Raw genomic sequence first — 25,369 nt, 5'->3', positions numbered from 1 at the left:
TTTTACTCAGAAATTTTAACAGATGCATTCATTCCAGGAAGCACCTTATCAGATGGGTTTTTGATTGAAATTTTCACAGGAATTTTTTGTGTTACTTTTGTGTAGTTTCCGCTTGAATTTGTAGAAGGAAGCATATCAAAAGTTGAGTTAGTCGCATAACCAATTTCTTCTACAGTACCGTCAAATGTAGTATCAGGGTCTCCGTCAACTACTACGTCTACACTATTTCCTACTTCAATATCCGCAATATCTGTTTCTTTAATATTTGCTGTGATGTATAGGTTGTCCATGTCAATCGTTTGTGCAATTGTCGTACCAGCTTGTACGGTTTGTCCGTTTTTCACTTCGTTTTTCACAATTGTTCCATCCATAATGGATTTTACGTCAACAGTTTGTTCGCCTTTGATTTTTGCAACTGTGTCGCCTTTTTTCACTGTTTTTCCTTCGTCCAGATCCCAGTCAGATACTTTACCTGCTGCTGGAGCAGTAATAGCAGCCATATCGCCCGCTACTTTTGCTTCATCTGTTTTTACGTAGTTTGTGCTTTGATAATAGTAATAAGCACCTCCAGCTATAATTGCAAGAACAACAATCAAACCGATAATGTTGGTCAGAATTAAACGTCCTCTGTTCATTTTGTTTTCTCCTTTCGTTTCATCCTCTATCATTTTGCGGAAAGCTGGTGAAAATATGTGAGAAGTTTTTAATTACCGCTTTTTTCTGAACAGCCTTCAGCAAGCTTCGTTAAGCTTCCGGCTAGTTTGCGCAAATACTGCAGCTGGGAGGTATCAAGCTTTTGGTACAAGCCAGCACCCATTTTTGCATATTGCACAGCGGCTTTTTCTATCAGTTCTTCCCCCTCTTCGGTTAACTGAATCATGACGATACGGCGGTCATCCGGACTGTCATATCGATTCATCAATTGGCGCTTATACAGAATATCTGTCATCCGCGTCACAGAAGCAGGCTTAAGATCAAGCGACATTGCCAGCTTGCTTAGCGGGGTGCTTCCGCTTTGATGAATTTTAAACATCAGCAAATATTGAAGGACTGTAATATCAAAAGGCTCAAGCACAATCTCCAATATCTTCTTCTGTTTTTTATATATCGCCCGAGACGTATCGAAGAGCTGTTCAAAAGTGAGCAAAGCACGTTCTGATTCAGTCAACTCCTTTTCACCTCATTCCTCAATAATAGTTCACAAGATAAAATATTAATAAATGAAAGAAGATTTGTCAAAGGAAAAATTTCTTTTTCTCCCGTATTTTTTCCGCAAGCGTTTTCTTACTTTTATTAAATAAAAAAAAGCCCTGAAATGGGCTTTTCATTACGAAAATTGATGGCTTACACCAGACTCTTCATTTCTGAAAAAGTTCTTAAGAGCCTGAAAAACATCAGATTTCTGTTTTAAAATATAGTACTTAAATTTCTCATCTTTTACATTTTTATATGCAGACATTAACGTTGAATGCCTGTTGTACTGATTGACCTCGCCGTAGCAAAACAGATTGGCCTTCTTCATAATATCATTGACCAGCTTCACACAGCGCGCGTTATCAGATGTCAGGTTGTCACCGTCAGAAAAATGAAACGGGTAAATGTTATAGCGGGCGGGATTGTACTTTTCATCAATAAGCTCAAGCGACTTCCGATATACGGAAGAACAAATGGTTCCGCCGCTTTCTCCCTTTGAGAAAAAATCCTCCTCCGAGACCACTCTTGCTTCTGTATGATGGGCAATAAATTCAATTTCCACAGTCTCGTATTTTGTCCGCAAAAAACGGGTCATCCAGAAAAAGAAGCTTCTGGCCATGTATTTTTCCCAAACCCCCATACTGCCGCTTGTATCCATCATGGCTAAAACGACGGCTTTTGATTCGGGCTTTGTGATGTCATTCCACGTCTTATATTTCAGGTCCTCCGGATAAATTGGGTAGAACGACGGTTTTCCTGACATTGCGTTTCGTTTAAAGGCTGACATCATCGTTCTTTTCTTATCAATATTACCGGTTAACCCTGTTTTACGGATATCATTAAACTCGATATCTGTATGAATGATATTGTCCCGCTCTTTTTGCTGGAGATTCGGAAGCTCTAATTCTTTAAAAAGCGCTTCTTCTAAATCCATTAATGAAACTTCCGCTTCATAATAATCCTCGCCTGCCTGATCACCGGCACCCTGCCCTTTTCCAGGCCCTTGTTTTTTGTCTGATCCATCCCGGGCCACAACATCTCCAACCTGGCTCTCGCCGTCTCCTTGCCCTACATGTTTATTTTTATCATAGTTATAACGGATTTTATACTCATCAAGTGAACGGATTGGGATCTTCACTACATCTTTTCCATTAGACATAATAATGCTTTCCTCAGTTACGAGGTCCGGAAGATTGTTTTTGATCGCTTCCTGCACTTTTTTCTGGTGGCGCTGCTGGTCATCGAAGCCTTTGCGATGGAGGGACCAGTTTTCCTCAGAAATCAAAAAATGGCCGCTGTCATTTTGGGACATGAATTCCCCTCCTTAACCATTTGTGGTCGTGATACATACGTATTCCGGCTTGTGCCAGATTATGAAACAAGTCTTTTGAAAAGATTTATATTCATCATATGCACATATGCACGTTTAATTGACAAACTATTTAGAAAATGGGACAAAATAACCCGCCCTATTCGGACGGGTCACGTTGCTTATCGGTTCAGCAGGCTGCCGACATATTTCAGCAGCTCATTGGCGCTCGTCGAGTTGTAGCCGTGCTCATCAATTAAACGGGCCACGACTTCATTTACCTTTTTCAGCTGCTGCTCATCCGGCGTTTTTGTTGAGGTCGTAATTTTAACGACATCCTTCAGATCAGCAAACAGCTTTTTCTGGATAGCTTCACGCAGTCTTTCATGGGAATTGTAATCAAACCGCTTGCCTTTTCTCGCATAGGCCGAGATACGGATTAAAATTTCTTCGCGGAACGCTTTTTTGGCGTTTTCTGAAATGCCGATCTGCTCTTCGATGGATCTCATCAGCTTTTCGTCAGGGTTCATTTCCTCTCCAGTCAAAGGATCACGAAGCTTGTTTTTATTGCAATAGGCCTCTACGTTATCGAGGTAATTGTCCATAAGTGTTTTTGCTGATTCTTCATACGAATACACAAACGCTTTTTGAACTTCCTTTTTCGCAATGTCATCATATTCCTTGCGGGCGGCAGAAATAAAATTCAAATACCGCTCCCTGTCCTCGCTTGAAATTGATGGGTGCTGATCAAGACCTTCTTTTAAGGAGCGAAGGACATCGAGAGAATTAATCGATTCCATATTTTTTCTGATAATCGTTGAAGAAATCCGGTTGATCACGTACCGCGGATCAATGCCGCTCATGCCTTCATCATTATATTCTTTTTTCATATCCTCAACGTCGACAGAATTATATCCTTCCACACTTTCTCCATCATACAGTCTCATTTTCTTGACCAGATCAATATCCGACCGCTTCGGCTCTTTTAACCGGGTAAGGATTGAGAACATCGCGGCGACCTTCAACGTATGCGGGGCAATATGAACATCCGCCACATCGCTTTCTGCGATCATTTTTTCATAAATTCTCTCTTCCTCAGACACTTTTAAATTATAAGGAACCGGCATCACGATGATTCTCGAGTGCAGGGCTTCATTCTTCTTATTAGCAATAAATGAGCGATACTCCGTTTCATTCGTGTGAGCCACGATCAGCTCATCAGCAGAAATTAACGCAAACCGCCCAGCTTTAAAATTCCCTTCCTGTGTCAAGGATAGCAAATGCCAGAGAAATTTCTCATCACATTTCAGCATCTCCTGAAACTCCATCATCCCGCGGTTCGCTTTATTCAGCTCTCCGTCAAACCGGTAAGCGCGCGGATCTGATTCTGAACCGTACTCGGCGATTGTTGAGAAATCAATACTCCCCGTCAAATCGGCAATATCCTGAGATTTCGGATCAGAGGGACTGAATGTTCCAATTCCCGTACGCTTATCTTCAGAAAAGAAGATGCGCTCCACCTTCACATCCTCAATTCTTCCTCCGTACTCTTCCTCCAGCCTCATGACATTTAAAGGAGAAAGACTTCCTTCTATTCTAATGCCGTATTCCCTGTAAAAGTCATCGCGTAAATGATGGGGGATTAAATGTAGAGGGTCCTCGTGCATCGGGCAGCCTTTAATCGCATATACAGCGCCATTATCTGTCAGCGTGTACGCTTCGAGACCTTTTTTGAGCATCGTGACCAGTGTGGATTTACCGCCGCTCACAGGTCCCATCAGCAATAGAATCCGCTTTCTGACATCTAGACGTTTGGCAGCTGGATGAAAATACTCTTCCACAAGACGCTCCAGAGATTCTTCAAGCCCGAACAGCTCGCGGTCAAAAAAACTGTACTTCTTGCGTCCGTCAATCTCCTCTATCCCGCTGTCTTTTATCATATTAAAAACTCGAGAATGAGCAGATTGCGCGACCATCGGATTTTCTTTAATAATCTCCAAATAATCGGCGAAAGTTCCTTCCCATTTCAGCCGCTGCTCTTCCTCTCTGTACTGTTCAATTTTCTTTAATATATCCATAAGGACCTCCTCTATCATGTTTGATACACTATGCAAATAAGGTACTTTGATACAATCTATGCCGCCATCTCGTGATACATGCTTTGGTTTCTTAAAAATAAAGATACTTATACATCGTTGACAAGGCAGACTGCGACCGTTCATAATAAAGAAAAATACAGAATCATCCAGACTCGGACAGCACGGAAAAATTGAAGAGGGGGAGAGACGGTGAAAACAATCATCATGATGGGTGTCATTGTCACTTTTTTAGTATCAATTTTTACCGCAGGATACGAAAGCAAGCCTGGAAAAGAATAAAAAAGGGTGCTCCTGAAAGAGCACCCTTTTTATATAACAGAACAATGTTTTACAGTTTTGTTTTTTCTTTAATCTGTGAATGCGGATCGCATTCATATTTGTTTTCGTACTCAATTGTTCCGATGCTGCATCCCGGCCCGATGATCACTTCTTTTCCCCTGACAACTGCCGCTTCGGTATTCTCCAAATAAACCCGATCTCCTTCTATGACATCGGCGATCAGCTTCCCTTTCTTCCGGTTAAAAAAACTCGCGCGTCTTTTCACTGTAATTGTTGTTCCGCCGATTTCCTGCACATGACTTATATCATGGCTCAATCCCAGCTTGATCTCACCCGAATTTAATAACCCCGATACATCAACACAGCCTGTGACATGGAACATTTCTGTTTCACAATCACCTTTTACGCTAAGCTTCCCTTTCACATCGCAGGATTCTCCAGTCATATTCCCGCCAATTTCAGTCTGGCCTTTCAGATTGAATCGATCAAATTGAAGTGAGCCGCTGACTTTCATTGTCCCATATATATTGATTTTGCGGGCTTTCAGATCGCCTTTACATTCACTTTCTCCGAGCACACGCAGCCGCTCAGTCTCTGCTTTTCCGAGAAAAAGGCCCGTTCCGTATATGCGGCAGCCTACAGCAGACAGCCCTTCTCCAACTACACCTTCTCCTTTGATGCTGACATTGTGATACGCGCCTCCTGCGGCATGCCCAGCGCCATATAATTTTAAATTTCCCAGTTTTGTTGTCTCCATTACGATCCTCCTTACAACTTTGTAGATGTTTCAACCGATGCGCTTGGGTCACAGGTATAGTCCCCGCTGTATTCGACAGTTTCAATCTGGCAATCCGGGCCGATGACCACTTTATTTCCGCGCACGGTTTTCGCCTTTGTATTTGTCAATTCAATCACGTCACCTTCGATCAGCTCTGCTGTTAGAACAGGCTGCGGCATTAATCTGAGCAATGTCAGCATTCCTTTTCTGCAGGTCACTTGAAGATGGCGGCAGCCGATCTCCTGCGCATAGCTTTCCCCTGCAGAAAGCTTAATGATCACCTGGTCTGCATTTAAAAGCCCGCTGATTTTGCATTTCCCTTCTGATAGAAAGGTTTCTGTTTCACAATCTGCTTCCATGACAGCTTTTCCGCTAATGTCAATGCCATCAGCCTTGACAGTGCCGCCAAATGTTGATGATCCAGCGATTTTCAATTGTTTTGCAGATACCTCTCCTTGAATAAAACCAGTGCCATTCATCCGGATAGATTCTGCTTCAACGTCTCCATGTATCTTTCCTGAACCGCTGATGGTTACCGCTTTCGCTTTGACGCTGCCGTCCGCTTTTCCGTTTCCATTAAAAGAAAAAGTGTCACACTCCACGTCCCCGGCCACTGTCCCGCTGCCATTAATCTCAACAGATTGAAATGTTCCTCCCTTTGAACTTCCTGATCCGTTTATCACCAGCTTTTCCACTACATCCATTGATGGCCCTCCTGCATAAATGTTGTTTTTAATTCCTCTGAAGCTTTTAATAAATCTACCCGTTCCACAACCTTTACGGATGATTCAAACAAAATGCTGTCCGCCGCAGCCGCTATAAAACAAGTTGTGACACCGAGCTTGCGGAGCACAATCAGCTCCGTCTGTTTTTCAATCTCTTCAGTATCATGCTTCTTTAATACCTCTGCAGCCATTTTTGCTTCTGCAAGGCTGACATTTCCAGACTGCAGCAGTCCCTCAAGCACATACAGCGAAAGCAAATCGCTGGATGAAAAAACCCGACTTTCTCCGTCTTCTGAATAGGCTTCAAGAGCAGGCCTTGAAACCAAACCTTTATGAAGCAATTCATCAGCGGTCATGCTGACATCCTTCATTTTCGGCGACAGCATTTCCCTCATTTCATCCAAAGACAAATTTTCCTTCATCTTTTGAATCATTGAGATACGTTTTAAAATCTCCTCTCTCGGAAAAAACGTCTCTTGCCCTGTAAATGTGGATTTACGAATAAACCATTCCTCAGGTATTAAGTTTTTCCGCTTCCATCGATACAGCTGACCGTATGAAATCGATGTTCTTTCAAGTAATTCTTTTTTAGAGATTAATTGTTCTTCCATAAGTCCAGCTCCTTTGATGGGTACATTGTAACATAACACTGTTACGTTGTTAAGCCCAAAAACGAAACAAAGCATTTCAACATCTGCAAAAAAACCCGCCCATCATCGATGAGCGGGTTTTTTCACTATTTTAAATCACGGTAATTTTGCTGGCGCAGCGCTTCATAAACAAGAATCGCGGCTGTGTTGGACAGATTTAACGATCTGACGTGCTCTGTCATCGGAAGACGCAGGCAGCGGTCCATATTATTTTGAATTAAATCCTTTGGCAAACCGCTTGTTTCTCTTCCGAACACGAAGAAATAATCCTCGTCAAGATCAGTGTAATCAAATGATGTATGAGGCTGCTGGCCAAATTTTGTAATAAAGAAAAACTGGCCTTTTTCATATGCCTCAAACAATTCTTCTAACGAATCATGATACACAACGTTAACAAACTCCCAATAATCGAGTCCGGCACGCTTCAGCATTTTATCATCCGTTGAAAAGCCGAGCGGACGAATCAGGTGTAGCGTTGTATTGGTTGCTGCACAAGTACGTGCAATATTCCCTGTGTTAGCGGGAATTTCTGGTTGATATAAAACGACATGTAATGCCACAATGTTCACCTCTGTTTTTCTTATCCGCCCATCATTATAACATTAATTACTCTTTTGTCGTATCATCAACGATATGAAAAAAGGCATATCGTATTGAGGGTGTGTATGCCGTAGAATCCTCATATGACCAATACCTCATCCGGCTGTCATAGGTTTGGGCGTTGACAAGCGGCATATTGCCTTTGTCCTTTGCCACGACAATCGTTGTATGATTAAACCGGCCGTCTCCTTCGAAGTCATAGCAAATCACATCGCCCGGCATCAGTTCTTCCGCTGATTTCACCCGCACCGCACGCAGTCCGGCCTTTGAATTCGACAAATACATTTTCATAGAGTGAGCCACCGTCCAGCTGTAGCTCCATGAGCTTTGTTTCATCCACCAGCCTGATCCCCTGTTCGGATGACCGCGCATCGGCGCGCCTCCCGCATGAAGACACTGAGAAATAAAATTGGTACAGTTATCGCTGAAATTTTTATAAGCAGGATTGCGCTTGTTCCAAAATTTCTCGGCATATTGGACAGCGCCAAGACGATCGTATTGAAAAGCCCTGCCGAACGCTTCTCTTTCCTCTTCAGAATAGTCAATAATACTGGTCCCTTCATGAAATCCAGCCGGCTTTTTCGCAATTTCCTGATCACTAATCAAAATGTGATCATACAGGAAAGCCATTCGCTCCTCTATGTGCTCTTCTATATATAAGCTGTCATCTTGTTCCTTACACACGTATTCGTAATGGATGGTATACGAAAGGCAGGTCGTTCCGTCATCCTCAACCCGCACATGATTAATCACGGCCTTTGCTTTCGCTTTTATGATGTCAACTTTACGTTTTTCCAGAAGCTTTTTCTTACGCTCCATGACTTTAAGGTCTCCGACTTGAGACTCCTGTCTCATAGCATGCCCGTTAACCAGAAAGCCCAGCCGCTCCTCCGCTAATTGTTCTAAAATGTGCTTCAAGCTCACCCCACCCGCCATACTTTTTTATAGAGAAAAAACACTTGGATGATCTCAAGTGTTTTTTCCTTCTGCTCTATACGTATGTCAGGACAGGCCTTGTTTAGTCATGCCTGAAGCTTTTAGCAACTCAATTCCTTTTTCAATTTCCAGCTTTGCCTCTTCATCCTTCTCTTTTTCCAGCGCTTTTTCAAGCTCTTCCGCGTATGCGGGGTCTCCGATTTTCCCGATTGCCCATGCGGCTGTCCCCCTGATGACAGGACGCGGATCCTTGTGCATCAATTCCGCCAATTCAGGCAGTGCGGAAGCATCCTTAAAATGCGCAAGCGCGAGAATGGCGTTTCGCTGAATCGGTTTTTTCCCGCGCCAAGAACCTGAGACATGCCCGAATTTCTCCTTAAATTCCCGATTGCTGATGGTCAAAAGCGGCTTCAATAACGGTTTGGCAATCTCAGGATCAGGCTCCATTTCCGGATGAAGATGAAAATCCTTCCCTTTATTGAGAGGGCATACCGTTTGGCACGTATCGCACCCGTACAGGCGGTTTCCGATTTTTGTCCGGAATTCATCAGGCAAAAATCCTTTTGTCTGGGTCAGAAAAGAGATGCAGCGCTGCGCATTAAGCTGCCCGGGATTAACCAGTGCTCCCGTCGGGCAGGCGTCCAAGCATTTCGTGCAGGACCCGCACATATCTTCAATCGGCACATCAGGCTCAAAAGGGATATTTGTGATCATTTCCGCCAAATACACATAAGAGCCATACTCGGGTGTTGTGATCATACAGTTTTTCGCACTGAATCCGATTCCGGCACGTTCCGCAACGGCGCGATCAGATAATTCACCTGTATCAACCATTGACTTCGTTCTGATATCCTCATGCTTGCTTTTTAGAAAATCCTCCAGCAGATCAAGCTTCTCCCTCAGCACATCATGATAGTCTTTCCCCCAGGAGGCTCTGCAAAAAATGCCCCTGCGCTCAGTTCTCGTGCTTCTCGGCGCATCCTTCATTCTGGAAGGATATGCGAGAGCAATTGCCACTATTGATTTCGCTTTCGGCAAAAGAAGCTTTGGCGTCACCCTTTTTTCGATATCCGGCTCTTCAAAGCCGGAGAGATAGCCGAGCGATTCTTGAAGAATCAAACGGTCTTTTAAACTGTCAAAAGTATCAGCAGTCGTAAAACCAATCTTGTCCACGCCAATGCTTTTCGCGTATTCAATTAATTCTTCTTTGAGCTGATAAACGTTCATGTTTTGCACAGCCTCCTTTCTTTGTGATAAAACGATACAGCGTTTATAATAGGTTGATATCACGTAACTGGAGTGAATGCTAGTGAATATCAAACTTGATTCTGTTATTACTGAACGTGCGGCCGGCTTACGAGCAGCGGCTGTCATTTATGAGAATATCGAAGTCGGCTCCTCACCGCAAATGCTGAAAGGCAGACTCCGCCTGTTTCAAGAATCCTTGTTTTTCGACTATGCGGACTGCGGTATATCCGATGAATCCTTCGTCAAGGAATGGCAGGAACTCTTTAAACAGCTTAACCCTTCATTTGAGGGAGAAACAACCCCAATGGAGGACATGCTGGTCCCGATATCCAAGGAACAATTCATGGAAAGTAAAGACTCGGCCCATGACACAATCAATTTTTTCGCATTAAAATATTCTCTGCCCATTATGATTTATGATGCCGGCAAGCTTCACGAGCAAGTCCGGATCTCATTGGGAGAAAAAGAAAACATATTGATTTTCTCTGATGAAAACGGCGTATTTGGCGATTTCAAAAACAACGTCAACCACTATCCCGTTTCAAACGAGACTAAGAATATGCTGCAAATCATTTTTTTCCCGCCATCCATTGAGAAAAGCAGCGCTGTTAACCTCTTATCATCATTAACGAAAATGTTTGAACAAATTCACGGCGGCACCCATACAGTACATTGGCTTACGTAAAAGAACACGAATACCGTGTTCTTTTTTACATAAAAAAACGCAATACTTCGTTTATCTGAGAAACGAAACACTGCGTTAATAACGTATGTATGGAGCGGGTGATGAGAATCGAACTCACGACATCAGCTTGGAAGGCTGAGGTTTTACCACTAAACTACACCCGCATTTGTGGTTGTCAGTAACAGTACCGCTCTGACTTTTTTTATATTACATGTTTATTTATTTTTCGTCAAGGGAATATAAAAATTTTGTCGAAAAAAAGTTATCTTTTTGTAAAGTTGTTAAGTTCCGTTTACATAATGTTAAGTATACTATACAATATAATCAATCGAGATTGTGAAGGGGACAGACGTCATGATGAAAAATAAAGTAAAAGAGCTGAGGGCACGCTTCGGCTATTCTCAGGAAAAACTCGGAGAAACGGTCGGCGTCACAAGACAGACTGTGGCAGCTATTGAAAAAGGCGATTATGTTCCCTCACTGCTGTTAGCACTGAAAATCTGCAAAGCCTTCTCCATGAAAATGGAGGATGTCTTTTGGTTAGAGGAGGAAAACTAAGATGAGCATGAAAACAAAAGCAGCTTTTCACCTTGTGTTATTTGGCCTTGCATGCTGGACGCTGATTTCATACTTTGAAGCCTCAGAAGGCATAGCATCTTTTTTCGGCACAAAGAGCGGCGGGATGGTATTTGAATTAAACCTCACCCCCTTTATTCTGTTTGTTGCGGCGTCTGCGGTTTATTTGTACTTACAGAAAAAAAGCCGCCCTGCCAGAAAGCAGCTTCTTTTGCCTGATGAGTTTGAAGAGCAGGATGAAAGAGAGCAGATGATGACGGCAAAAGCATGTCGCGCGTCATATATCGCTGTATACTTCTCGCTGCCTGCCGCAGCGGTTCTTCTCATTTTTTATCCGCTATTTCAATCACGTATTCCGTTTTTCCCTATTATTATTGTGTTTATCATCATGATCATCCAGCACCTTTCCTACGTCATCTCTTTCAAGAAAAACGAAAAAAACTCCGGCGCGCTGTAATCGGCCGGAGTTTTTTCTTACCAGCTTGCTTTTTTCACACCGGGAATCTGGCCTTTATGGGCCAGCTCCCTGAAAGCGATTCTGGACATTTTAAACTTCCTCATATATGCTCTCGGGCGCCCCGTTACCATGCAGCGGTTGTGAAGCCTTCCCGGTGCTGAATCTCTTGGCAGCTTGCTGAGTGCCTCGTAATCTCCTTTTTCCTTCAACTCGCTTCTAATACCAGCGTATTGCTCAACAAGCTGTTGGCGTTTTAACTCTTTTGCCACTTTTGATTTTTTAGCCAAGTCACATAGCCTCCCTTTTAAATCGAAATTGTTACGATTTAAAATGTATCATGCACCATTCAAAAAAGCAAGCATACCGCTTTGTAAAACAGACGGCCTGAAGCCGCCCATTCTAATGATGCAATTCCACATAATACAGTAACGCATCTTGATGCTTAATGAGCTCTTTTTTATGTTCAGAGGTGTGCATTGTCTCGTCAGTCCCTCTAATACTGCTGCCGATCAAAGCAGGCTTCTCGAAAGTAATTGGTTCCGGCGATGAAATATTCTGAGTCATTTCCTGTGTTGTGCTATCGTCGCGTTTCACCGATGAATCAGCAGCTATATTTCCCTGTTTATCTACAATGCCAAAATGAATGATGGTATGTTTATTCTTTCCTTCCCCCTCTTCATTCTCAAAATAAACAAATTGTATGGTATCGGTTTTTTCCTCTGAATAATCTGCACGAACCGGTCCAAACCTCTCAACAAGCTTTCCCTTTTGATAATGTTCGATGTACATGTCAGCTGAAGAAATACCTTCACCGATATTGACGGCTTCGGCAGTGAATGCCTGTGAAGCTGCGACATCCATTCTGTTTTTTTCAAGATCTGATATGTCCGCCGCTTTGATTTCCATCTGTTTTGAATGTCCGCATGCTGACAGCATAGCTATGAGGCAAATGACTGCCGCGCTTCTCAATGTTTTCAGAAAAAAAGCCCCCTTTTTTTGAATATCATACCATGTTCGGGGGCTGTATTTTAGTTAAACTCATGCATTTTTCTCTTTGACAAAATAAGTGTTTCCTACCGCTTCTCCCCTTTTGTTCTGAAGCTTTCTCGTCCGATCATTTTCAAACGGCAAAAGCGGAAATACAAGCTCTGCAAAATAATACGCTTCTTCTAAATGCGGATAGCCTGAGAATATAAACGATTCTATGCCGAGTGCCTGGTACTCCGCTATCCGGTCGGCAATCGTCTGCGGATCACCGACAAGAGCTGTTCCTGCCCCTCCTCTGACCAGGCCGATCCCCGCCCACAGATTCGGGCTGATTTCAAGCTTCGCCCGATCGCCTTGATGAAGGACGGCCATCCGCTGCTGGCCTGAAGAGTCGTAACGGCTCAAAGCTGCCTGCGCTTTGGCAATGGTGTCATCATCCAAGTGGCTGATCAAGCGCTCTGCCGCTTCCCATGCCTCTTGTTCAGTTTCACGAGCAATGACATGCAGCCTAATGCCAAATCGAACGGACCTCCCTTCTTTTTCCGCTTGCTTTTTGACTCTCTCTATCTTTTCTTTTACTTGTTCAGGCGGCTCACCCCATGTCAAGTACACGTCTGTATGCTTTGCGGCAGCTTCAATTCCAGCCTGTGACGAACCACCGAAATAGATGGGCGGATGCGGCTCTTGCTGCGGCGGGAAAAGCAGATTGCTGTTTTCCACTTTTATATGCTTTCCTTCATAGGAAACCGTTTCTCCCTGCAAAAGTCTCCGCCAAACGGTTAAAAATTCGTCTGTTGCCTCGTAGCGCTCATCATGGCTGATAAACAGGCCATCGCCTGCCAGCTCATACGGATCGCCCCCTGCCACAACGTTGATCAGCAGCCGGCCGTCTGAAATGCGGTCTAGGGTGGATGTCATTCTGGCTGCCAGAGAAGGCTGCATTAAACCAGGTCTTACCGCGACTAAAAACTTTAAGTCCTTTGTTTCTCCTGCCAGTGCCGACGCTGTAAGCCACGGGTCCTCGCACGATCTTCCCGTTGGCAGAAGAACTCCTGTATATCCCAGCCTGTCTGCCGCCTGCGCGACTTGTTTAAAGTAAAGATGATCCGCAGTCCGTCCATCACTTTCAGATCCTAAATATCTCGCGTCTCCATGAGTCGGTATAAACCAAAGAATTTCCATATTCATCTCCCCTTTATATCTTTTATCCTTCGTAGCTGTTTCTCCACTTTAACAGCTTTCGTTCAAGCAGCCTGACAAAGGAATCCGTCAGCTTTCCAACCACTGCAAAAATGATAATCCCTGCAAAGACTTTATTCGTTTGTGAAAACTGTCTCGCATCCATGATCATATAGCCGACTCCCGAGCTTGAGCCCATCAGCTCTGCCACAACGAGCCCGAGCCATGCAATGCCGAGCGATAATCGAATGCCTAGCAATATATTGGGCAGGGCTGCCGGCAATATCACTTTGGATATCTGCTGATGCCATTTAAATTCAAGCACCCGGGCGACTTCAAACAACTTCGCGTCAACCCCGCGGATGCCATTAAACGTATTGATATAGACAGGAAAGAAGGCACCGAGCGCAATCAGCAAAATTTTAGATACTTCGTCAAATCCGAACCATAAAATAAACAGCGGCGTGACGGCCAGATGAGGTACGGTTCTAAGCATTTGCAACGACGGATCAAGATACAGCTCCGTCCGTTTGGAGAATCCGGCCAAAATCCCGATCATCAATCCAAGCCCCGCGCCAAGCAAAAAACCAAGCGCCGCCCGATAAATGCTGATTTGCAGATGGCCGAACAGTTCGCCGGACAAAATAAGCTCCTTAAAGGTCAGAACAATCGTAACAGGTGTAGGCAGCACTGTAGCGGACACAACCCCCAGCCCGCCGATGACCTGCCAGATGGCAATGATGACAGCGGGCAGTAAAAGCCCCTTCATCCAGCCGTATCTCTTCCTTCCGGGCTTTTTTCGCACCGCTTCCGCATTCGTTTTGGGCAGCGAGCCCGCAGCCTCTGCTTTCATCATTGATCACCTCCTGAGGAATGTTCCTTTAATGCTTTTTTGATAAAAGTGTTATCGACAACATCCTTCACATCAATCTTCTTATCTATCGCCTTTGTTCGAAATTGAAAATCTGCTGTTTCCTGCTGCGCTTTTACAATGTCGTCACTGATGACCTCATTCAGAGGTTCAGTATTTTTCAGCACATTTTCGACGACCTTTTTATCGAGATCTTTAATGTCAGAATACAAGTCCGCTGCTTCATCCAGATGTTCCTTTTGCCATACAACGGCTTTATTAAACACCTTCAGAAAACGGACCACTTCGTCTGGATGCTCTTCTGAAAACTTTGTTCTTACTAAAGTAAAACCCGGTGAATATAAATCTGTGCTTTCTCCGTTCACAAGGATTTTTGCTCCGTGTTTCATTGTTTCTAAGGACAAGTATGGCTCCCAAATGGACCAGGCATCAACAGATCCATTTTCAAATGCGGAAGCTGCTTCATCAGGCTGAAGCTGAATAATTGTCACATCGTTAGCTGACAACCCCACTTGATCAAGCGCTTTATACAAAAAATCAAACCCGCTGCTGCCTTTGGCGACTGCAATTTTCTTCCCCTTTAAGTCCTTAACGTCTTGAATGCCGCTGTTTTGATTGACAAGGATGCCGTTTGCTTTCAAGCCGTCCTGAGACAAACCGATTTCTTTAAAGTCAATGCCTGCCGCCTGTCCAGCGATCACAGGCGAATTACCGACTTGAGAAAAATCAAGTTTGTCTGCCGCAAGGCCTTCAAATTGGGGCGGACCGCTTTGAAACTCCACCCATTTCACTTTGATGCCTTCTTTTTCAAATGCATCTTCGAACCAGCCTTTTTCTTTTGCGATCAAAAGCGGGCTTAAGCTTTGCTGAATACCAATACGAATTTCCTTCAATTGTTTGTGGTCACCGCTGGCTCCATTTGCTCCACAGCCTGCGAGCAGAAAAATAACGGCAACCAATACAATGAGTCCTTTTTTCATTTCCGCTTCCGCCCTTTCTATATCCCTGATCCTTCTGCGTACTCCAAATCTTCTGTTTTCTCGAATTCCGACAGCACTCTCTGTCTGATCGCTTGGAAATCCGGAGTCGTCCGGTTCCGCGGATACGCCAGGTGAATGGGCATCAGCTTATGGATTTTCCCCGGTTTGGCCTTAAGGATCGCAAGCTCATTTCCTAAATAAACAGATTCATCTATATCATGAGTCACGAGAATCATCGTTGTTTTTTTCCTCCTCCATATATCCAGCAGCACGTCCTGCAGGTGTTTTCTTGTAAAAGCGTCGAGTGCACCAAACGGTTCATCTAAAAGCAGCACCTCAGGCTCCCGCAGAAGGGCCCGGGCGATGGCTACTCTTTGTGACATGCCGCCTGACAGCTCGCGCGGATATGCTTTTTCCGATCCTTTCAATCTGACAATCTCGATCAGTTCATCCACCTTTTGTTTGACTTTTGGGTCCTTCAAATTCAAGTCGGCTGCAATATTCTGCTCAACAGTCAGCCAAGGAAAGAGGCGGTGTTCCTGAAAAATAAATCCTTGCTGAATACCCGGAGCTGTTACGCTGCGGCCGTTAATTTCCACACTCCCGTCATATTCAGAATCAAGCCCTGCAATAATCTTTAACAGGGTGCTTTTTCCGCACCCGCTCGGTCCGATAAGCGTTAGAAATTCGCCTGGTGCGATTGATAATTCTATGTTCTCTAAGACCGTGTTTTTGCGGCCCTCTTGAACAAATGCCTTTTCTTTGATGCTGATGGTCACAGCCACTTTTATCCCTCTCTTTCTGCCAACCCCGCCTTCAAAAAAAACAAAAAGGCCCCCATCTCTGTTCTTGTAGAGATGAGAGCCTTCGGCGGTCCGATCAGCTGCCCAATTGTTTTTTTGTTTGAATAACATGTTAATTCAAATTATTCCGATATGTCAACTCTTTTTTAAATACGATTTTTGATATCCTTGTTTATCACTTACTCTGCTTGTTTCGCAAATAGAGAAGGAAAAATTATTTCTCCAAAAATTATTAAGTGTCATAAAAAGCTGTTACAACAAGGTTTTTCAACACTTTCGATACTAGATATCGATTAATAGAGATAACTATTTTATAATAATTATAAAATAATATTGACTTTTTACTTAGAGATGATATTATGTTCTTATAAATTCCAAGAGGTGATAACATGAGTTCAAATAAACTGACAACTAGCTGGGGCGCTCCGGTTGGAGATAATCAAAACTCAATGACTGCCGGTTCTCGCGGACCAACTTTAATTCAAGATGTACATTTACTCGAAAAATTGGCCCATTTCAACCGAGAACGTGTTCCTGAACGTGTTGTTCACGCCAAAGGAGCAGGCGCACACGGATATTTTGAAGTGACAAACGACGTAACAAAATACACGAAAGCCGCTTTCCTTTCTGAAGTCGGCAAACGCACACCGTTGTTCATCCGTTTCTCAACAGTTGCCGGTGAACTTGGCTCTGCTGACACAGTTCGCGATCCGCGCGGATTTGCTGTTAAATTTTATACTGAAGAAGGAAACTACGACATCGTCGGCAACAATACGCCTGTATTCTTTATCCGCGATGCGATTAAGTTCCCTGATTTCATCCATACACAAAAAAGAGATCCAAAAACACACCTGAAAAATCCTACGGCTGTATGGGATTTCTGGTCACTTTCACCAGAGTCACTTCACCAAGTGACAATCCTGATGTCTGACCGCGGAATTCCTGCAACACTTCGCCACATGCACGGCTTCGGAAGCCATACATTCAAATGGACAAATGCCGAAGGCGAAGGCGTATGGATTAAATATCACTTTAAAACGGAACAAGGCGTGAAAAACCTTGATGTCAATACGGCAGCAAAAATTGCCGGTGAAAACCCTGATTACCATACAGAAGACCTTTTCAATGCAATCGAAAATGGTGATTATCCTGCATGGAAACTATATGTGCAAATCATGCCTTTAGAAGATGCAAACACGTACCGTTTCGATCCGTTTGATGTCACAAAAGTTTGGTCTCAGAAAGACTATCCGTTAATCGAGGTCGGACGCATGGTTCTAGACAGAAATCCGGAAAACTACTTTGCAGAGGTAGAACAAGCGACATTTTCACCTGGAACACTCGTGCCCGGTATTGATGTTTCACCGGATAAAATGCTTCAAGGCCGACTGTTTGCTTATCATGATGCACACCGCTACCGTGTCGGTGCAAACCATCAAGCGCTGCCAATCAACCGCGCACGCAACAAAGTAAACAATTATCAGCGTGATGGACAAATGCGCTTTGACGATAACGGCGGCGGATCTGTGTATTACGAGCCTAACAGCTTCGGCGGTCCAAAAGAGTCACCTGAGGATAAGCAAGCAGCATATCCGGTACAAGGTATCGCTGACAGCGTAAGCTACGATCACAACGATCACTACACTCAAGCCGGTGATCTGTATCGTTTAATGAGTGAAGATGAACGTACCCGCCTTGTTGAAAATATCGTTAATGCTATGAAGCCGGTAGAAAAAGAAGAAATCAAGCTGCGCCAAATCGAGCACTTCTACAAAGCGGATCCTGAATACGGAAAACGCGTGGCAGAAGGCCTTGGATTGCCGATTAAAAAAGATGCTTAATGTAGAAATGCAAAAACCCGCTGTAATCAGCGGGTTTTTTTATATTTAGTTACACATTGCGTATGCTTCTCATCAATCTTCATATAAATTTCTTCCATTAGCTCCGCGCTGTTTATAATCTCTCGTTTGTTTTTTTCAATCAGCAGCTCAAGCGGCAAAATCTGATTCCCGTAGGTTTTTCGCTTCCTGAACCGTTTTCTCCCCTTTTCTTTTTTGACTCCCATCAATAATCCCTCCTTTTTCATACAAAAAAGGCCCTTATCTAAACGATAAGAGCCTTCGGTGTTCCGATCAGCGCGATAAATTTGAAAAATTTGTACTGACCATGTTAATTCATACAATACCGACCTGTCAACTATTTTTTGAGAGTGTTGACACTGTATCAGATTGCATCCCCGCTTTTTCCTTATACACTCTTTTCCCCTAACGCATAAGCTAGAGAAACTAGAATACGAGAGAAAGAGAGGTGGGAGTGTGGAAAAGACAAAATTGACCGGACGTATCGTAACACGGGATGATCCGGACTATCGAGAGAAACGATGGGAGACTACGTAAATTGGCCAGATATCGAAATCAGAAACTGGCCAAGAACATATTACGGCGAAAACGTTGAACGACTCCGCCGTGTCAAAACGAAATATGATACAGAAAATGTTTTCCGCTTTGAACAGAGTATTCCGCCGCTTCGACGCTCTCTGTTTTTCTAAAAAAAAATGAAGATGGAGCATTCTCCATCTTCATCTTTTTTATTGATATAAATTGCTTCCCGTATCGACAAACTCTTTTGCTTTTTCTTTTAATCCTTTATTTATGGCTTCTGCTTCACTGAGATCGTTTTTCTTCGCATAATCCCGAATATCCTGTGAAATTCTCATGCTGCAAAATTTCGGACCGCACATGGAACAAAAGTGAGCGGTTTTTGCTCCTTCAGCAGGCAAGGTTTCATCATGGTATTCAAGCGCTCTCTCCGGATCAAGAGATAGATTAAACTGATCCCGCCAACGGAATTCAAAACGGGCTTTCGATAACGCATCATCCCGGATTTGCGCCCCAGGATGCCCTTTTGCAAGGTCTGCAGCGTGCGCAGCAATCTTATATGTAATGACTCCTTCACGAACATCATCACGGTTTGGCAGCCCTAAATGCTCCTTCGGCGTTACATAACAAAGCATTGCTGTCCCGTACCAACCGATCATCGCCGCTCCGATCGCTGAAGTAATATGGTCATATCCCGGGGCAATATCCGTTGTCAGCGGCCCCAATGTGTAAAAAGGCGCTTCTTTACAAATGTCCATTTGTTTATCGACGTTCTCTTTGATTTTATGCATCGGAACATGTCCAGGCCCCTCAATCATCACCTGAACATCATGCTTCCAGGCAATTTGCGTCAGCTCTCCAAGCGTCTCTAATTCAGCAAACTGCGCTTCGTCATTGGCATCAGCAATTGATCCGGGACGCAAACCATCCCCAAGAGAGAAAGCAATATCATACGTTTTCATAATCTCACATATTTCTTCAAAATGTGTGTATAAAAAGCTTTCTTGATGATGAGCCAGACACCACTGCGCCATAATCGCTCCCCCGCGTGACACAATACCAGTTGTCCGTTTGGCAGTCAGCGGTACATACCTAAGCAAAACACCCGCGTGAATCGTAAAATAATCCACTCCCTGCTCTGCCTGCTCGATTAGCGTATCACGATAAATCTCCCACGTTAAATCCTCCGCTACGCCGTTTACTTTTTCAAGCGCCTGATAAATCGGAACAGTTCCCACAGGCACGGGGCAATTGCGGATAATCCATTCACGCGTCGTATGAATATCTTTTCCGGTAGAGAGATCCATCATTGTATCTGCTCCCCAGCGGATGGCCCACGTCATTTTTTCCACTTCTTCTTCAATGGATGACGTAACCGCTGAATTCCCGATATTTGCATTAATCTTCACATGAAAATTCCGGCCGATAATCATTGGCTCACTTTCAGGGTGATTAATGTTTGAAGGAATAATCGCCCGGCCGCTGGCTACCTCGTCTCTGACGAATTCAGGAGACACATGCTCACGAATGGCGATAAATTCCATCTCAGGTGTAATGATCCCCTTTTTTGCATAGTGCATTTGAGTAACATTTTGACCTGCCTTCGCCCTCAGCGGTTTCCGCTTTAATCCTGGGTAGCTTACGTTTGGATTTGCTTTTTTATAACCGTTATCTTCTGGTTTTATAGCCCGACCTTCATACTCTTCCACGTCACCGCGCTCTGTGATCCATTTTTGGCGGAGCGGCTTTAATCCTTCTTGAATATTAATGGTTACTTCAGGGTCCGTATACGGTCCGCTTGTATCATAGACACGCACAGGCGCGTTTTCCTCTTCGCCGAACGATCCCGTCGTCGGACTCAATAGGATCTCCCTCATCGGCACTTGGATGTCCGAAGAAGAACCCTCCACGTATACCTTCTTGCTACCTGAAAAACTTGACATAATGGAAATGTTGGCTTGCTGCACTGAATTGTTTTGCATTACTTTTCCTTCCCCTCTCTACGTTTGAAAGGACAAAATCAAGCCCATAACCAGCACAAAAAACCGGATTCATATAAATGAACCCGGTTACAGTCAGAAAGAAACATATTATTGCCCAGCACGACAATAACAAAAACTATTCCTCTACTTCCCCACGCTGGTACGAACCAGATCAGGTCCAAAGGGTTAAGAAGCTTACCTTCCCTCTCAGCCCGAAAGCGGGCACCCCCAGTAACTATTGATTTCGCCCTCATCTTAACATAAAACCAATCTGAAAAAAAGAGGAATATAGAAAATATTCAGCTAATTCATCCCAAATATTTGACCGGCAACGGGATTTCAGATACTTCATGTTCCCCCATTATCACCCGATATGCCTTTGCACCCGCTCTTGAACTCACGGTTTGAAACAGCTGATCATTTATGAAATGGAGAGCAGCCCCATCATCCGCTGCATAGCCACTGCATAAGAACTTGTTAGATATCAACTGGTGGTATGCCGGTCTCCGATCCTTTTCCCCGTCATAATGGGGACAAAAGCTCCCTTGCAAAAAACCTAAACTTTTCAAACCTGTCAGCGGTCCGGCTGAATCTGTCACCCCTTCTTCAAACCAGCAGATCGCACCGGCACTTAATCCAGCTAGGACCACACCGTTCTTCCATGCTTCCCTGAGAATATGGTCCAGCCCCCACTCTTTCCATAACACAAGTAAATTCCGCGTATTTCCCCCGCCAACATAAATCACGTCCATTTCCATAACAAAAGAAGCTAAATCTGTTGATGGCGGCTTAAACAAAGATAAATGAGACGGCACACAATCCAGTGTTTGAAATGCATGATAAAACCGCTGAATATAGTTTTGGGAATCTCCGCTCGCCGTCGGCAAAAAACAAATACGAGGCTGCTCTCGTTTTGATTGATTGAGGATATATTGATCGAGGGACAAATTATCCGGCTCCATCGAAAAACCCCCGCCCCCCATCGCAATAATCTGCTTCATCATCACACCCCCCAACAAATTTGTTGCTTATTATAGCATTTTGTATAGAAGCAAGAAACAAAGCCAAATACTTTCTTATCAGGAGCTGCTAAAAAAACAAAGGAGGTGGTTTCCCATTGAACAAAGTCTTTGTCCCAAAGATATTCTTGATTTGTTAACAACAATAAAAACCAGCATTAACAAATACACTGTCGCAATAACAGAAGCCGAAAATCCCCACATCAGAAGAGCGTTGCATGATCAATTAGATACAGCCATTCATCTCCAAGATGAACTGTCAGATTTTCTGTTAGAAAAGGGGTGGCTCGGGTGAGCAATTTCAAATCGATTCGCTTTTATCTTACAGCAAAGACCACCAAAAGAGACGGGATCTCAAAGATGAGATGCCGCCTCTTTTTTATTGCTCCACTCTTCTTAAAGCCTCGTTTACCGTTTCTTTTATAAACGCGTCTTCACCGCTTAATCGGTCTAAACTGAGATCGCCGTTTCTCAGCCTTTCGGAAATATTGTTTATATCCTCCTCTACTGTGATTTGCAGCTCACCAGCCAAAAACATTCTGTGTAATTCATCTGCAACCAAACTTTCTTTATTCACTTCCATCCACTCCTTTATTTTCAATATTATTCTTAGTCTGTCCCTAGGCCGAGACGAATAATAGGAAAAAAGTATGAATCAAACGAATCTTTTTTCCTCCTTCTTACGTATATCTGTTGAGAAAAAAGAAAAAGGGGAAGATCTAACATGTCACTTTTTAAGAAGCTTGCGGCAAGTGCCGGAATTGGAGCTGCAAAAGTAGATACAATTTTAGAAAAAGACGCATATTTTCCAGGAGAAGAAGTACGGGGAACGGTACATGTCAAAGGCGGAAAAATCGCTCAGGACATCCGTTATATTGATTTACAGCTTAGCACACGGTATGTCATTGTAAAAGACGATGAAGAGCACCGGAAATACGCTACAATTCATTCTTTCCGGGTCACTGGTTCATTTACCATTCAGCCTGGTGAAGAGCATCAATTTCCGTTCACATTCACTCTGCCTCTAGATACGCCGATCACTGTAGGGAAAGTAGAGGTTGCCGTGGTGACAGACCTTGACATTCAAGGCGGTATCGATAAATCCGATCATGACCGCATTTTCGTTGAAGCGCACCCTTGGATTGAAAATGTGCTTGAAGCAATCGAAAACCTGGGCTTCCGTCTTAACGAAGCAGACTGCGAACAAGCGCCCTACTTCCAGCGTCGTCTTCCGTTCGTTCAAGAATTCGAATTCGTTCCGACTTCCGGATATTATCGTCAGATGCTTGATGAATTAGAGCTCATTTTCCTTTTAGACGAAGACGGTTTGGAAATCATTTTCGAAGTCGACCGCAGAGCAAGAGGACTCCGAGGGTGGCTGGAAGAGATGTATAATGACGGAGAACAGCTTGTACGCGTCCGTTTCAGCCAATCAGAGCTTGAAGATACAGAAGAGCTAGAAGAGGTGCTAGAAGAGATCCTAGACCAATACGCTGAGTAAATAAAAAAAGGAGCTGAGGCTCCTTTTCTTTAATAAAAAATAAAAACCCGTTTCTTAATAGAAACGGGTTTTTCAGTATACCGGTGGTCGGGGTCGAACCGACACTCCAGAAGGAACACGATTTTGAGTCGTGCGCGTCTGCCAATTCCGCCACACCGGCAAATTTTACGTCGTATCTAACCGACGAATATAAATATATCATGAATCTCATAAAGTGTCAACGTATTTCAAAAAAGTTTTTATGGAAATATAAAATAAAAGTGTTGAAAGACTAGCTAAACAGCCGCTTTATAATAGGCCTCGGAACTTAACTTGTTATGATAAATCAAAGCATTAAAAAAATGATCTACTTATGTAGATCATTAATATGATTAGTTATAATGATAAAACACAAACACCAATTCAACTTACCATGTAAGTAAAATTGGTGCCGAGGGCCGGACTTGAACCGGCACGGTAGTCACCTACCGCAGGATTTTAAGTCCTGTGTGTCTGCCAATTCCACCACCCCGGCAATAAGAAGGCGACACCCGGATTCGAACCGGGGATAAAGGTTTTGCAGACCTCTGCCTTACCACTTGGCTATGCCGCCGTAATTGGAGCGGAAGACGGGATTCGAACCCGCGACCCCCACCTTGGCAAGGTGGTGTTCTACCACTGAACTACTTCCGCATTTTTAATGGACTTAATACATTATATGCAGTTGATATAAAAAGTGAGACTGGGCTAGCTGGATTCGAACCAACGCATGACGGAGTCAAAGTCCGTTGCCTTACCGCTTGGCTATAGCCCAATGATAATATGGGGCGATTGATGGGAATCGAACCCACGAGTGCCAGAGCCACAATCTGGTGCGTTAACCACTTCGCCACAACCGCCATAATCTCAAGATGTCATAAATTTGGCAGGGGCAGTAGGAATCGAACCCACACCGGAGGTTTTGGAGACCTCTGTTCTACCGTTAAACTATGCCCCTATAAATGGTGGAGGGGGGCAGATTCGAACTGCCGAACCCTGAGGGAGCGGATTTACAGTCCGCCGCGTTTAGCCACTTCGCTACCCCTCCACATTAAATTTTGAAAAAACAGTGCCGGCAAGAGGACTTGAACCCCCAACCTACTGATTACAAGTCAGTTGCTCTACCAATTGAGCTACACCGGCATAGGTGGTGGCTCGGGACGGAATCGAACCGCCGACACACGGATTTTCAGTCCGTTGCTCTACCAACTGAGCTACCGAGCCTAAGTATTTAAATGGCGGTCCGGACGGGACTCGAACCCGCGACCTCCTGCGTGACAGGCAGGCATTCTAACCAACTGAACTACCGGACCATTTTAAAATTTGGTTGCGGGGGCAGGATTTGAACCTGCGACCTTCGGGTTATGAGCCCGACGAGCTACCGAACTGCTCCACCCCGCGATGATATAATGGTGGAGGATGACGGGCTCGAACCGCCGACCCTCTGCTTGTAAGGCAGATGCTCTCCCAGCTGAGCTAATCCTCCATCATATAATGACCCGTACGGGATTCGAACCCGTGTTACCGCCGTGAAAGGGCGGTGTCTTAACCGCTTGACCAACGGGCCCAGACTTTCAATTGTAATTATGTATAAGTATCAGTGGCGGAGAGCAAGGGATTCGAACCCTTGAGACGGAGTTGACCGCCTACACGATTTCCAATCGTGCTCCTTCGACCACTCGGACAGCTCTCCAATAATGGCTCCGCAGGTAGGATTCGAACCTACGACCGATCGGTTAACAGCCGATAGCTCTACCACTGAGCTACTGCGGAATGAAGTCTGCCTGGCGATGTCCTACTCTCACAGGGGGAAACCCCCGACTACCATCGGCGCTGAAGAGCTTAACTTCCGTGTTCGGCATGGGAACGGGTGTGACCTCTCCGCCATCATCACCAGACAATTTCAGTGACATTTAACATTATACTATGTATTCTTGAGAAAATCAAGTGTTTTTTTGAAAAAAACTTATTCTCTCAAAACTAGATAACAGGTGTGACATCATTCAAAAATATGGTTAAGTCCTCGATCGATTAGTATCTGTCAGCTCCATGTGTCGCCACACTTCCACCTCAGACCTATCAACCTGATCATCTTTCAGGGATCTTACTTCCTTG

General features: G+C 44.1%; 26 protein-coding genes, 17 tRNA genes, 2 rRNA genes, 1 pseudogene and 1 riboswitch (1 of these 47 only partly in view). Of the genes and pseudogenes, 7 read left to right on the top strand and 39 right to left on the bottom strand.

Annotated features, from left to right (window positions below; translation table 11 throughout):
- Positions 1 to 2 precede the first annotated feature (2 nt).
- From MHH79_RS04935 to queG, 10 genes are all read right to left on the bottom strand, one after another.
- On the bottom strand, positions 3 to 668 hold the full coding sequence (locus tag MHH79_RS04935; RefSeq protein WP_014476241.1) for an HlyD family efflux transporter periplasmic adaptor subunit: 666 nt from the start codon (positions 666 to 668) through the stop codon (positions 3 to 5).
- A 35-nt stretch (positions 669 to 703) separates the two neighbouring features.
- The gene (locus tag MHH79_RS04930) at positions 704 to 1,168 is read right to left on the bottom strand and encodes a MarR family transcriptional regulator (protein WP_003233431.1); all 465 of its coding nucleotides are present in this window, start codon (positions 1,166 to 1,168) and stop codon (positions 704 to 706) included.
- Between the two features lie 159 nt (positions 1,169 to 1,327).
- Entirely contained in the window at positions 1,328 to 2,506 is a 1,179-nt protein-coding gene (gene yhbH, locus MHH79_RS04925) for a sporulation protein YhbH (protein ID WP_003233432.1), read from the bottom strand.
- A 179-nt stretch (positions 2,507 to 2,685) separates the two neighbouring features.
- Positions 2,686 to 4,581, bottom strand: a complete 1,896-nt coding sequence (prkA, locus tag MHH79_RS04920; protein WP_014476240.1) for a serine/threonine protein kinase PrkA — start codon at positions 4,579 to 4,581, stop codon at positions 2,686 to 2,688.
- Positions 4,582 to 4,930: 349 nt separating this feature from the next.
- The gene (locus MHH79_RS04915) at positions 4,931 to 5,638 is read right to left on the bottom strand and encodes a hypothetical protein (protein WP_251218173.1); all 708 of its coding nucleotides are present in this window, start codon (positions 5,636 to 5,638) and stop codon (positions 4,931 to 4,933) included.
- 11 nt (positions 5,639 to 5,649) lie between these two features.
- On the bottom strand, positions 5,650 to 6,363 hold the full coding sequence (locus MHH79_RS04910; protein WP_063334935.1) for a polymer-forming cytoskeletal protein: 714 nt from the start codon (positions 6,361 to 6,363) through the stop codon (positions 5,650 to 5,652).
- Positions 6,354 to 6,995 carry a YhbD family protein gene (locus MHH79_RS04905; RefSeq protein ID WP_063334934.1) on the bottom strand — a complete coding sequence of 214 codons (642 nt, stop codon included), beginning with the start codon at positions 6,993 to 6,995 and terminating at the stop codon, positions 6,354 to 6,356. Before MHH79_RS04905 ends, MHH79_RS04910 begins: the two co-directional genes overlap by 10 nt.
- Positions 6,996 to 7,120: 125 nt before the next feature.
- On the bottom strand, positions 7,121 to 7,603 hold the full coding sequence (gene trmL, locus MHH79_RS04900; RefSeq protein WP_003233442.1) for a tRNA (uridine(34)/cytosine(34)/5-carboxymethylaminomethyluridine(34)-2'-O)-methyltransferase TrmL: 483 nt from the start codon (positions 7,601 to 7,603) through the stop codon (positions 7,121 to 7,123).
- A 37-nt stretch (positions 7,604 to 7,640) separates the two neighbouring features.
- Entirely contained in the window at positions 7,641 to 8,570 is a 930-nt protein-coding gene (locus MHH79_RS04895; protein ID WP_080467280.1) for an amidase domain-containing protein, read from the bottom strand.
- A gap of 66 nt (positions 8,571 to 8,636) precedes the next feature.
- On the bottom strand, positions 8,637 to 9,797 hold the full coding sequence (gene queG / locus MHH79_RS04890) for a tRNA epoxyqueuosine(34) reductase QueG (RefSeq protein ID WP_029317521.1): 1,161 nt from the start codon (positions 9,795 to 9,797) through the stop codon (positions 8,637 to 8,639).
- Positions 9,798 to 9,879: 82 nt separating this feature from the next.
- On the opposite strand from queG, the gene MHH79_RS04885 reads away from it, so the two are divergent.
- Positions 9,880 to 10,503, top strand: a complete 624-nt coding sequence (locus MHH79_RS04885; RefSeq protein WP_015383172.1) for a B3/4 domain-containing protein — start codon at positions 9,880 to 9,882, stop codon at positions 10,501 to 10,503.
- Between the two features lie 90 nt (positions 10,504 to 10,593).
- Here the strand turns inward: MHH79_RS04885 and MHH79_RS04880 are convergent.
- Positions 10,594 to 10,667: transfer RNA gene (locus MHH79_RS04880), tRNA-Gly, on the bottom strand.
- Between the two features lie 193 nt (positions 10,668 to 10,860).
- Here MHH79_RS04880 and MHH79_RS04875 point away from each other — a divergent pair.
- Positions 10,861 to 11,061, top strand: a complete 201-nt coding sequence (locus tag MHH79_RS04875; RefSeq protein WP_009966860.1) for a helix-turn-helix transcriptional regulator — start codon at positions 10,861 to 10,863, stop codon at positions 11,059 to 11,061.
- A 1-nt stretch (position 11,062) separates the two neighbouring features.
- Positions 11,063 to 11,536, top strand: coding sequence for a membrane protein (locus MHH79_RS04870; protein ID WP_014476230.1), 474 nt, complete (start codon positions 11,063 to 11,065; stop codon positions 11,534 to 11,536).
- A 17-nt stretch (positions 11,537 to 11,553) separates the two neighbouring features.
- On the opposite strand, the gene rpsN is transcribed toward MHH79_RS04870, so the two are convergent.
- The 6 genes from rpsN to MHH79_RS04840 form a co-directional block, all read right to left on the bottom strand.
- Positions 11,554 to 11,823: a 30S ribosomal protein S14 gene (gene rpsN / locus MHH79_RS04865; RefSeq protein ID WP_015383171.1), complete on the bottom strand. Its 270-nt coding sequence runs from the start codon at positions 11,821 to 11,823 to the stop codon at positions 11,554 to 11,556.
- Positions 11,824 to 11,935: 112 nt separating this feature from the next.
- Positions 11,936 to 12,472, bottom strand: coding sequence for a hypothetical protein (locus MHH79_RS04860; protein ID WP_251218252.1), 537 nt, complete (start codon positions 12,470 to 12,472; stop codon positions 11,936 to 11,938).
- Positions 12,473 to 12,574: 102 nt separating this feature from the next.
- Positions 12,575 to 13,705, bottom strand: a complete 1,131-nt coding sequence (gene ssuD, locus MHH79_RS04855; protein WP_251218171.1) for an FMNH2-dependent alkanesulfonate monooxygenase — start codon at positions 13,703 to 13,705, stop codon at positions 12,575 to 12,577.
- 22 nt (positions 13,706 to 13,727) lie between these two features.
- Positions 13,728 to 14,558, bottom strand: a complete 831-nt coding sequence (locus MHH79_RS04850) for an ABC transporter permease (RefSeq protein WP_010886451.1) — start codon at positions 14,556 to 14,558, stop codon at positions 13,728 to 13,730.
- Complete coding sequence (locus tag MHH79_RS04845; RefSeq protein ID WP_024572624.1) at positions 14,555 to 15,553, bottom strand: aliphatic sulfonate ABC transporter substrate-binding protein; 999 nt, start codon at positions 15,551 to 15,553, stop codon at positions 14,555 to 14,557. Before MHH79_RS04845 ends, MHH79_RS04850 begins: the two co-directional genes overlap by 4 nt.
- A 17-nt stretch (positions 15,554 to 15,570) precedes the next feature.
- Positions 15,571 to 16,338 carry an ABC transporter ATP-binding protein gene (locus tag MHH79_RS04840; RefSeq protein WP_021479704.1) on the bottom strand — a complete coding sequence of 256 codons (768 nt, stop codon included), beginning with the start codon at positions 16,336 to 16,338 and terminating at the stop codon, positions 15,571 to 15,573.
- A gap of 407 nt (positions 16,339 to 16,745) precedes the next feature.
- On the opposite strand from MHH79_RS04840, the gene katA reads away from it, so the two are divergent.
- A complete protein-coding gene (gene katA, locus MHH79_RS04835; protein ID WP_014476225.1) occupies positions 16,746 to 18,197 on the top strand; it encodes a catalase KatA in 1,452 nt (483 codons plus the stop codon).
- Between the two features lie 26 nt (positions 18,198 to 18,223).
- Here the strand turns inward: katA and senS are convergent, their stop codons facing one another.
- Entirely contained in the window at positions 18,224 to 18,421 is a 198-nt protein-coding gene (senS, locus tag MHH79_RS04830; protein WP_003245192.1) for a transcriptional regulator SenS, read from the bottom strand.
- Between the two features lie 300 nt (positions 18,422 to 18,721).
- Between senS and MHH79_RS04825 the strand changes: the two are divergent.
- Positions 18,722 to 18,904: pseudogene (locus MHH79_RS04825) on the top strand (BBE domain-containing protein); the annotation flags it as partial.
- A gap of 39 nt (positions 18,905 to 18,943) precedes the next feature.
- Here MHH79_RS04825 and thiC read toward each other — a convergent pair.
- Together thiC and MHH79_RS04815 are read right to left on the bottom strand one after the other, a co-directional pair.
- A complete protein-coding gene (thiC, locus tag MHH79_RS04820) occupies positions 18,944 to 20,716 on the bottom strand; it encodes a phosphomethylpyrimidine synthase ThiC (protein ID WP_043857146.1) in 1,773 nt (590 codons plus the stop codon).
- A 132-nt stretch (positions 20,717 to 20,848) separates the two neighbouring features.
- Positions 20,849 to 20,956: riboswitch (TPP riboswitch) on the bottom strand.
- Between the two features lie 68 nt (positions 20,957 to 21,024).
- Entirely contained in the window at positions 21,025 to 21,717 is a 693-nt protein-coding gene (locus tag MHH79_RS04815) for a Type 1 glutamine amidotransferase-like domain-containing protein (protein WP_015482982.1), read from the bottom strand.
- Between the two features lie 40 nt (positions 21,718 to 21,757).
- Between MHH79_RS04815 and MHH79_RS04810 the strand changes: the two genes are divergently transcribed.
- On the top strand, positions 21,758 to 22,030 hold the full coding sequence (locus tag MHH79_RS04810) for a spore coat protein (RefSeq protein ID WP_015383160.1): 273 nt from the start codon (positions 21,758 to 21,760) through the stop codon (positions 22,028 to 22,030).
- An 84-nt stretch (positions 22,031 to 22,114) separates the two neighbouring features.
- Here MHH79_RS04810 and MHH79_RS04805 read toward each other — a convergent pair whose 3' ends face one another.
- Positions 22,115 to 22,318, bottom strand: coding sequence for a hypothetical protein (locus MHH79_RS04805; RefSeq protein ID WP_014479229.1), 204 nt, complete (start codon positions 22,316 to 22,318; stop codon positions 22,115 to 22,117).
- Between the two features lie 141 nt (positions 22,319 to 22,459).
- On the opposite strand from MHH79_RS04805, the gene spo0M reads away from it, so the two are divergent.
- On the top strand, positions 22,460 to 23,236 hold the full coding sequence (spo0M, locus tag MHH79_RS04800; RefSeq protein ID WP_100506272.1) for a sporulation control protein Spo0M: 777 nt from the start codon (positions 22,460 to 22,462) through the stop codon (positions 23,234 to 23,236).
- Positions 23,237 to 23,314: 78 nt separating this feature from the next.
- Here the strand turns inward: spo0M and MHH79_RS04795 are convergent.
- From MHH79_RS04795 to MHH79_RS04710, 18 genes are all read right to left on the bottom strand, one after another.
- Positions 23,315 to 23,396, bottom strand: a tRNA-Leu gene (locus tag MHH79_RS04795).
- 265 nt (positions 23,397 to 23,661) lie between these two features.
- Positions 23,662 to 23,750, bottom strand: a tRNA-Leu gene (locus MHH79_RS04790).
- A gap of 7 nt (positions 23,751 to 23,757) precedes the next feature.
- Positions 23,758 to 23,828: transfer RNA gene (locus tag MHH79_RS04785), tRNA-Cys, on the bottom strand.
- A 5-nt stretch (positions 23,829 to 23,833) separates the two neighbouring features.
- A tRNA-Gly gene (locus MHH79_RS04780) sits at positions 23,834 to 23,908 on the bottom strand.
- Positions 23,909 to 23,957: 49 nt separating this feature from the next.
- Positions 23,958 to 24,029, bottom strand: a tRNA-Gln gene (locus MHH79_RS04775).
- A 9-nt stretch (positions 24,030 to 24,038) separates the two neighbouring features.
- A tRNA-His gene (locus MHH79_RS04770) sits at positions 24,039 to 24,114 on the bottom strand.
- A gap of 24 nt (positions 24,115 to 24,138) precedes the next feature.
- Positions 24,139 to 24,212: transfer RNA gene (locus tag MHH79_RS04765), tRNA-Trp, on the bottom strand.
- Positions 24,213 to 24,217: 5 nt separating this feature from the next.
- Positions 24,218 to 24,302, bottom strand: a tRNA-Tyr gene (locus MHH79_RS04760).
- Between the two features lie 22 nt (positions 24,303 to 24,324).
- Positions 24,325 to 24,397: transfer RNA gene (locus MHH79_RS04755), tRNA-Thr, on the bottom strand.
- A gap of 5 nt (positions 24,398 to 24,402) precedes the next feature.
- Positions 24,403 to 24,478 (bottom strand) — tRNA-Phe (locus MHH79_RS04750).
- Between the two features lie 12 nt (positions 24,479 to 24,490).
- Positions 24,491 to 24,567 (bottom strand) — tRNA-Asp (locus MHH79_RS04745).
- Between the two features lie 11 nt (positions 24,568 to 24,578).
- Positions 24,579 to 24,655: transfer RNA gene (locus tag MHH79_RS04740), tRNA-Met, on the bottom strand.
- Positions 24,656 to 24,664: 9 nt separating this feature from the next.
- A tRNA-Val gene (locus MHH79_RS04735) sits at positions 24,665 to 24,740 on the bottom strand.
- 9 nt (positions 24,741 to 24,749) lie between these two features.
- Positions 24,750 to 24,821: transfer RNA gene (locus MHH79_RS04730), tRNA-Glu, on the bottom strand.
- A gap of 34 nt (positions 24,822 to 24,855) precedes the next feature.
- Positions 24,856 to 24,947: transfer RNA gene (locus tag MHH79_RS04725), tRNA-Ser, on the bottom strand.
- Between the two features lie 5 nt (positions 24,948 to 24,952).
- Positions 24,953 to 25,027, bottom strand: a tRNA-Asn gene (locus MHH79_RS04720).
- Positions 25,028 to 25,036: 9 nt separating this feature from the next.
- A 5S ribosomal RNA gene (rrf, locus tag MHH79_RS04715) occupies positions 25,037 to 25,152 on the bottom strand.
- A 113-nt stretch (positions 25,153 to 25,265) separates the two neighbouring features.
- A 23S ribosomal RNA gene (locus MHH79_RS04710) occupies positions 25,266 to 25,369 on the bottom strand (it continues 2,824 nt past the right edge of the window).

The organism is Bacillus sp. FSL K6-0993 (assembly GCF_037977205.1).
GTDB lineage: Bacteria > Bacillota > Bacilli > Bacillales > Bacillaceae > Bacillus > Bacillus subtilis.
Note: the sequence above shows the minus strand (reverse complement) of the source record. Positions and strands in the feature narration are given on the sequence as shown.

What these genes read in the sequence shown, in the direction of transcription:
- MHH79_RS04935 (WP_014476241.1), bottom strand. Translation starts at nt 668, where the DNA reads ATGATAGAGGATGAAACGAAAGGAGAAAACAAAATGAACAGAGGACGT.
- yhbH (WP_003233432.1), bottom strand. Translation starts at nt 2,506, where the DNA reads ATGTCCCAAAATGACAGCGGCCATTTTTTGATTTCTGAGGAAAACTGG.
- prkA (WP_014476240.1), bottom strand. Translation starts at nt 4,581, where the DNA reads ATGGATATATTAAAGAAAATTGAACAGTACAGAGAGGAAGAGCAGCGG.
- MHH79_RS04915 (WP_251218173.1), bottom strand. Translation starts at nt 5,638, where the DNA reads ATGGAGACAACAAAACTGGGAAATTTAAAATTATATGGCGCTGGGCAT.
- MHH79_RS04910 (WP_063334935.1), bottom strand. Translation starts at nt 6,363, where the DNA reads ATGGATGTAGTGGAAAAGCTGGTGATAAACGGATCAGGAAGTTCAAAG.
- MHH79_RS04905 (WP_063334934.1), bottom strand. Translation starts at nt 6,995, where the DNA reads ATGGAAGAACAATTAATCTCTAAAAAAGAATTACTTGAAAGAACATCG.
- MHH79_RS04895 (WP_080467280.1), bottom strand. Translation starts at nt 8,570, where the DNA reads ATGGCGGGTGGGGTGAGCTTGAAGCACATTTTAGAACAATTAGCGGAG.
- queG (WP_029317521.1), bottom strand. Translation starts at nt 9,797, where the DNA reads ATGAACGTTTATCAGCTCAAAGAAGAATTAATTGAATACGCGAAAAGC.
- MHH79_RS04875 (WP_009966860.1), top strand. Translation starts at nt 10,861, where the DNA reads ATGAAAAATAAAGTAAAAGAGCTGAGGGCACGCTTCGGCTATTCTCAG.
- MHH79_RS04870 (WP_014476230.1), top strand. Translation starts at nt 11,063, where the DNA reads ATGAGCATGAAAACAAAAGCAGCTTTTCACCTTGTGTTATTTGGCCTT.
- MHH79_RS04860 (WP_251218252.1), bottom strand. Translation starts at nt 12,472, where the DNA reads ATGCTGTCAGCATGCGGACATTCAAAACAGATGGAAATCAAAGCGGCG.
- ssuD (WP_251218171.1), bottom strand. Translation starts at nt 13,705, where the DNA reads ATGGAAATTCTTTGGTTTATACCGACTCATGGAGACGCGAGATATTTA.
- MHH79_RS04850 (WP_010886451.1), bottom strand. Translation starts at nt 14,558, where the DNA reads ATGATGAAAGCAGAGGCTGCGGGCTCGCTGCCCAAAACGAATGCGGAA.
- MHH79_RS04845 (WP_024572624.1), bottom strand. Translation starts at nt 15,553, where the DNA reads ATGAAAAAAGGACTCATTGTATTGGTTGCCGTTATTTTTCTGCTCGCA.
- katA (WP_014476225.1), top strand. Translation starts at nt 16,746, where the DNA reads ATGAGTTCAAATAAACTGACAACTAGCTGGGGCGCTCCGGTTGGAGAT.
- senS (WP_003245192.1), bottom strand. Translation starts at nt 18,421, where the DNA reads ATGGGAGTCAAAAAAGAAAAGGGGAGAAAACGGTTCAGGAAGCGAAAA.
- thiC (WP_043857146.1), bottom strand. Translation starts at nt 20,716, where the DNA reads ATGCAAAACAATTCAGTGCAGCAAGCCAACATTTCCATTATGTCAAGT.
- MHH79_RS04815 (WP_015482982.1), bottom strand. Translation starts at nt 21,717, where the DNA reads ATGAAGCAGATTATTGCGATGGGGGGCGGGGGTTTTTCGATGGAGCCG.
- MHH79_RS04805 (WP_014479229.1), bottom strand. Translation starts at nt 22,318, where the DNA reads ATGGAAGTGAATAAAGAAAGTTTGGTTGCAGATGAATTACACAGAATG.
- spo0M (WP_100506272.1), top strand. Translation starts at nt 22,460, where the DNA reads ATGTCACTTTTTAAGAAGCTTGCGGCAAGTGCCGGAATTGGAGCTGCA.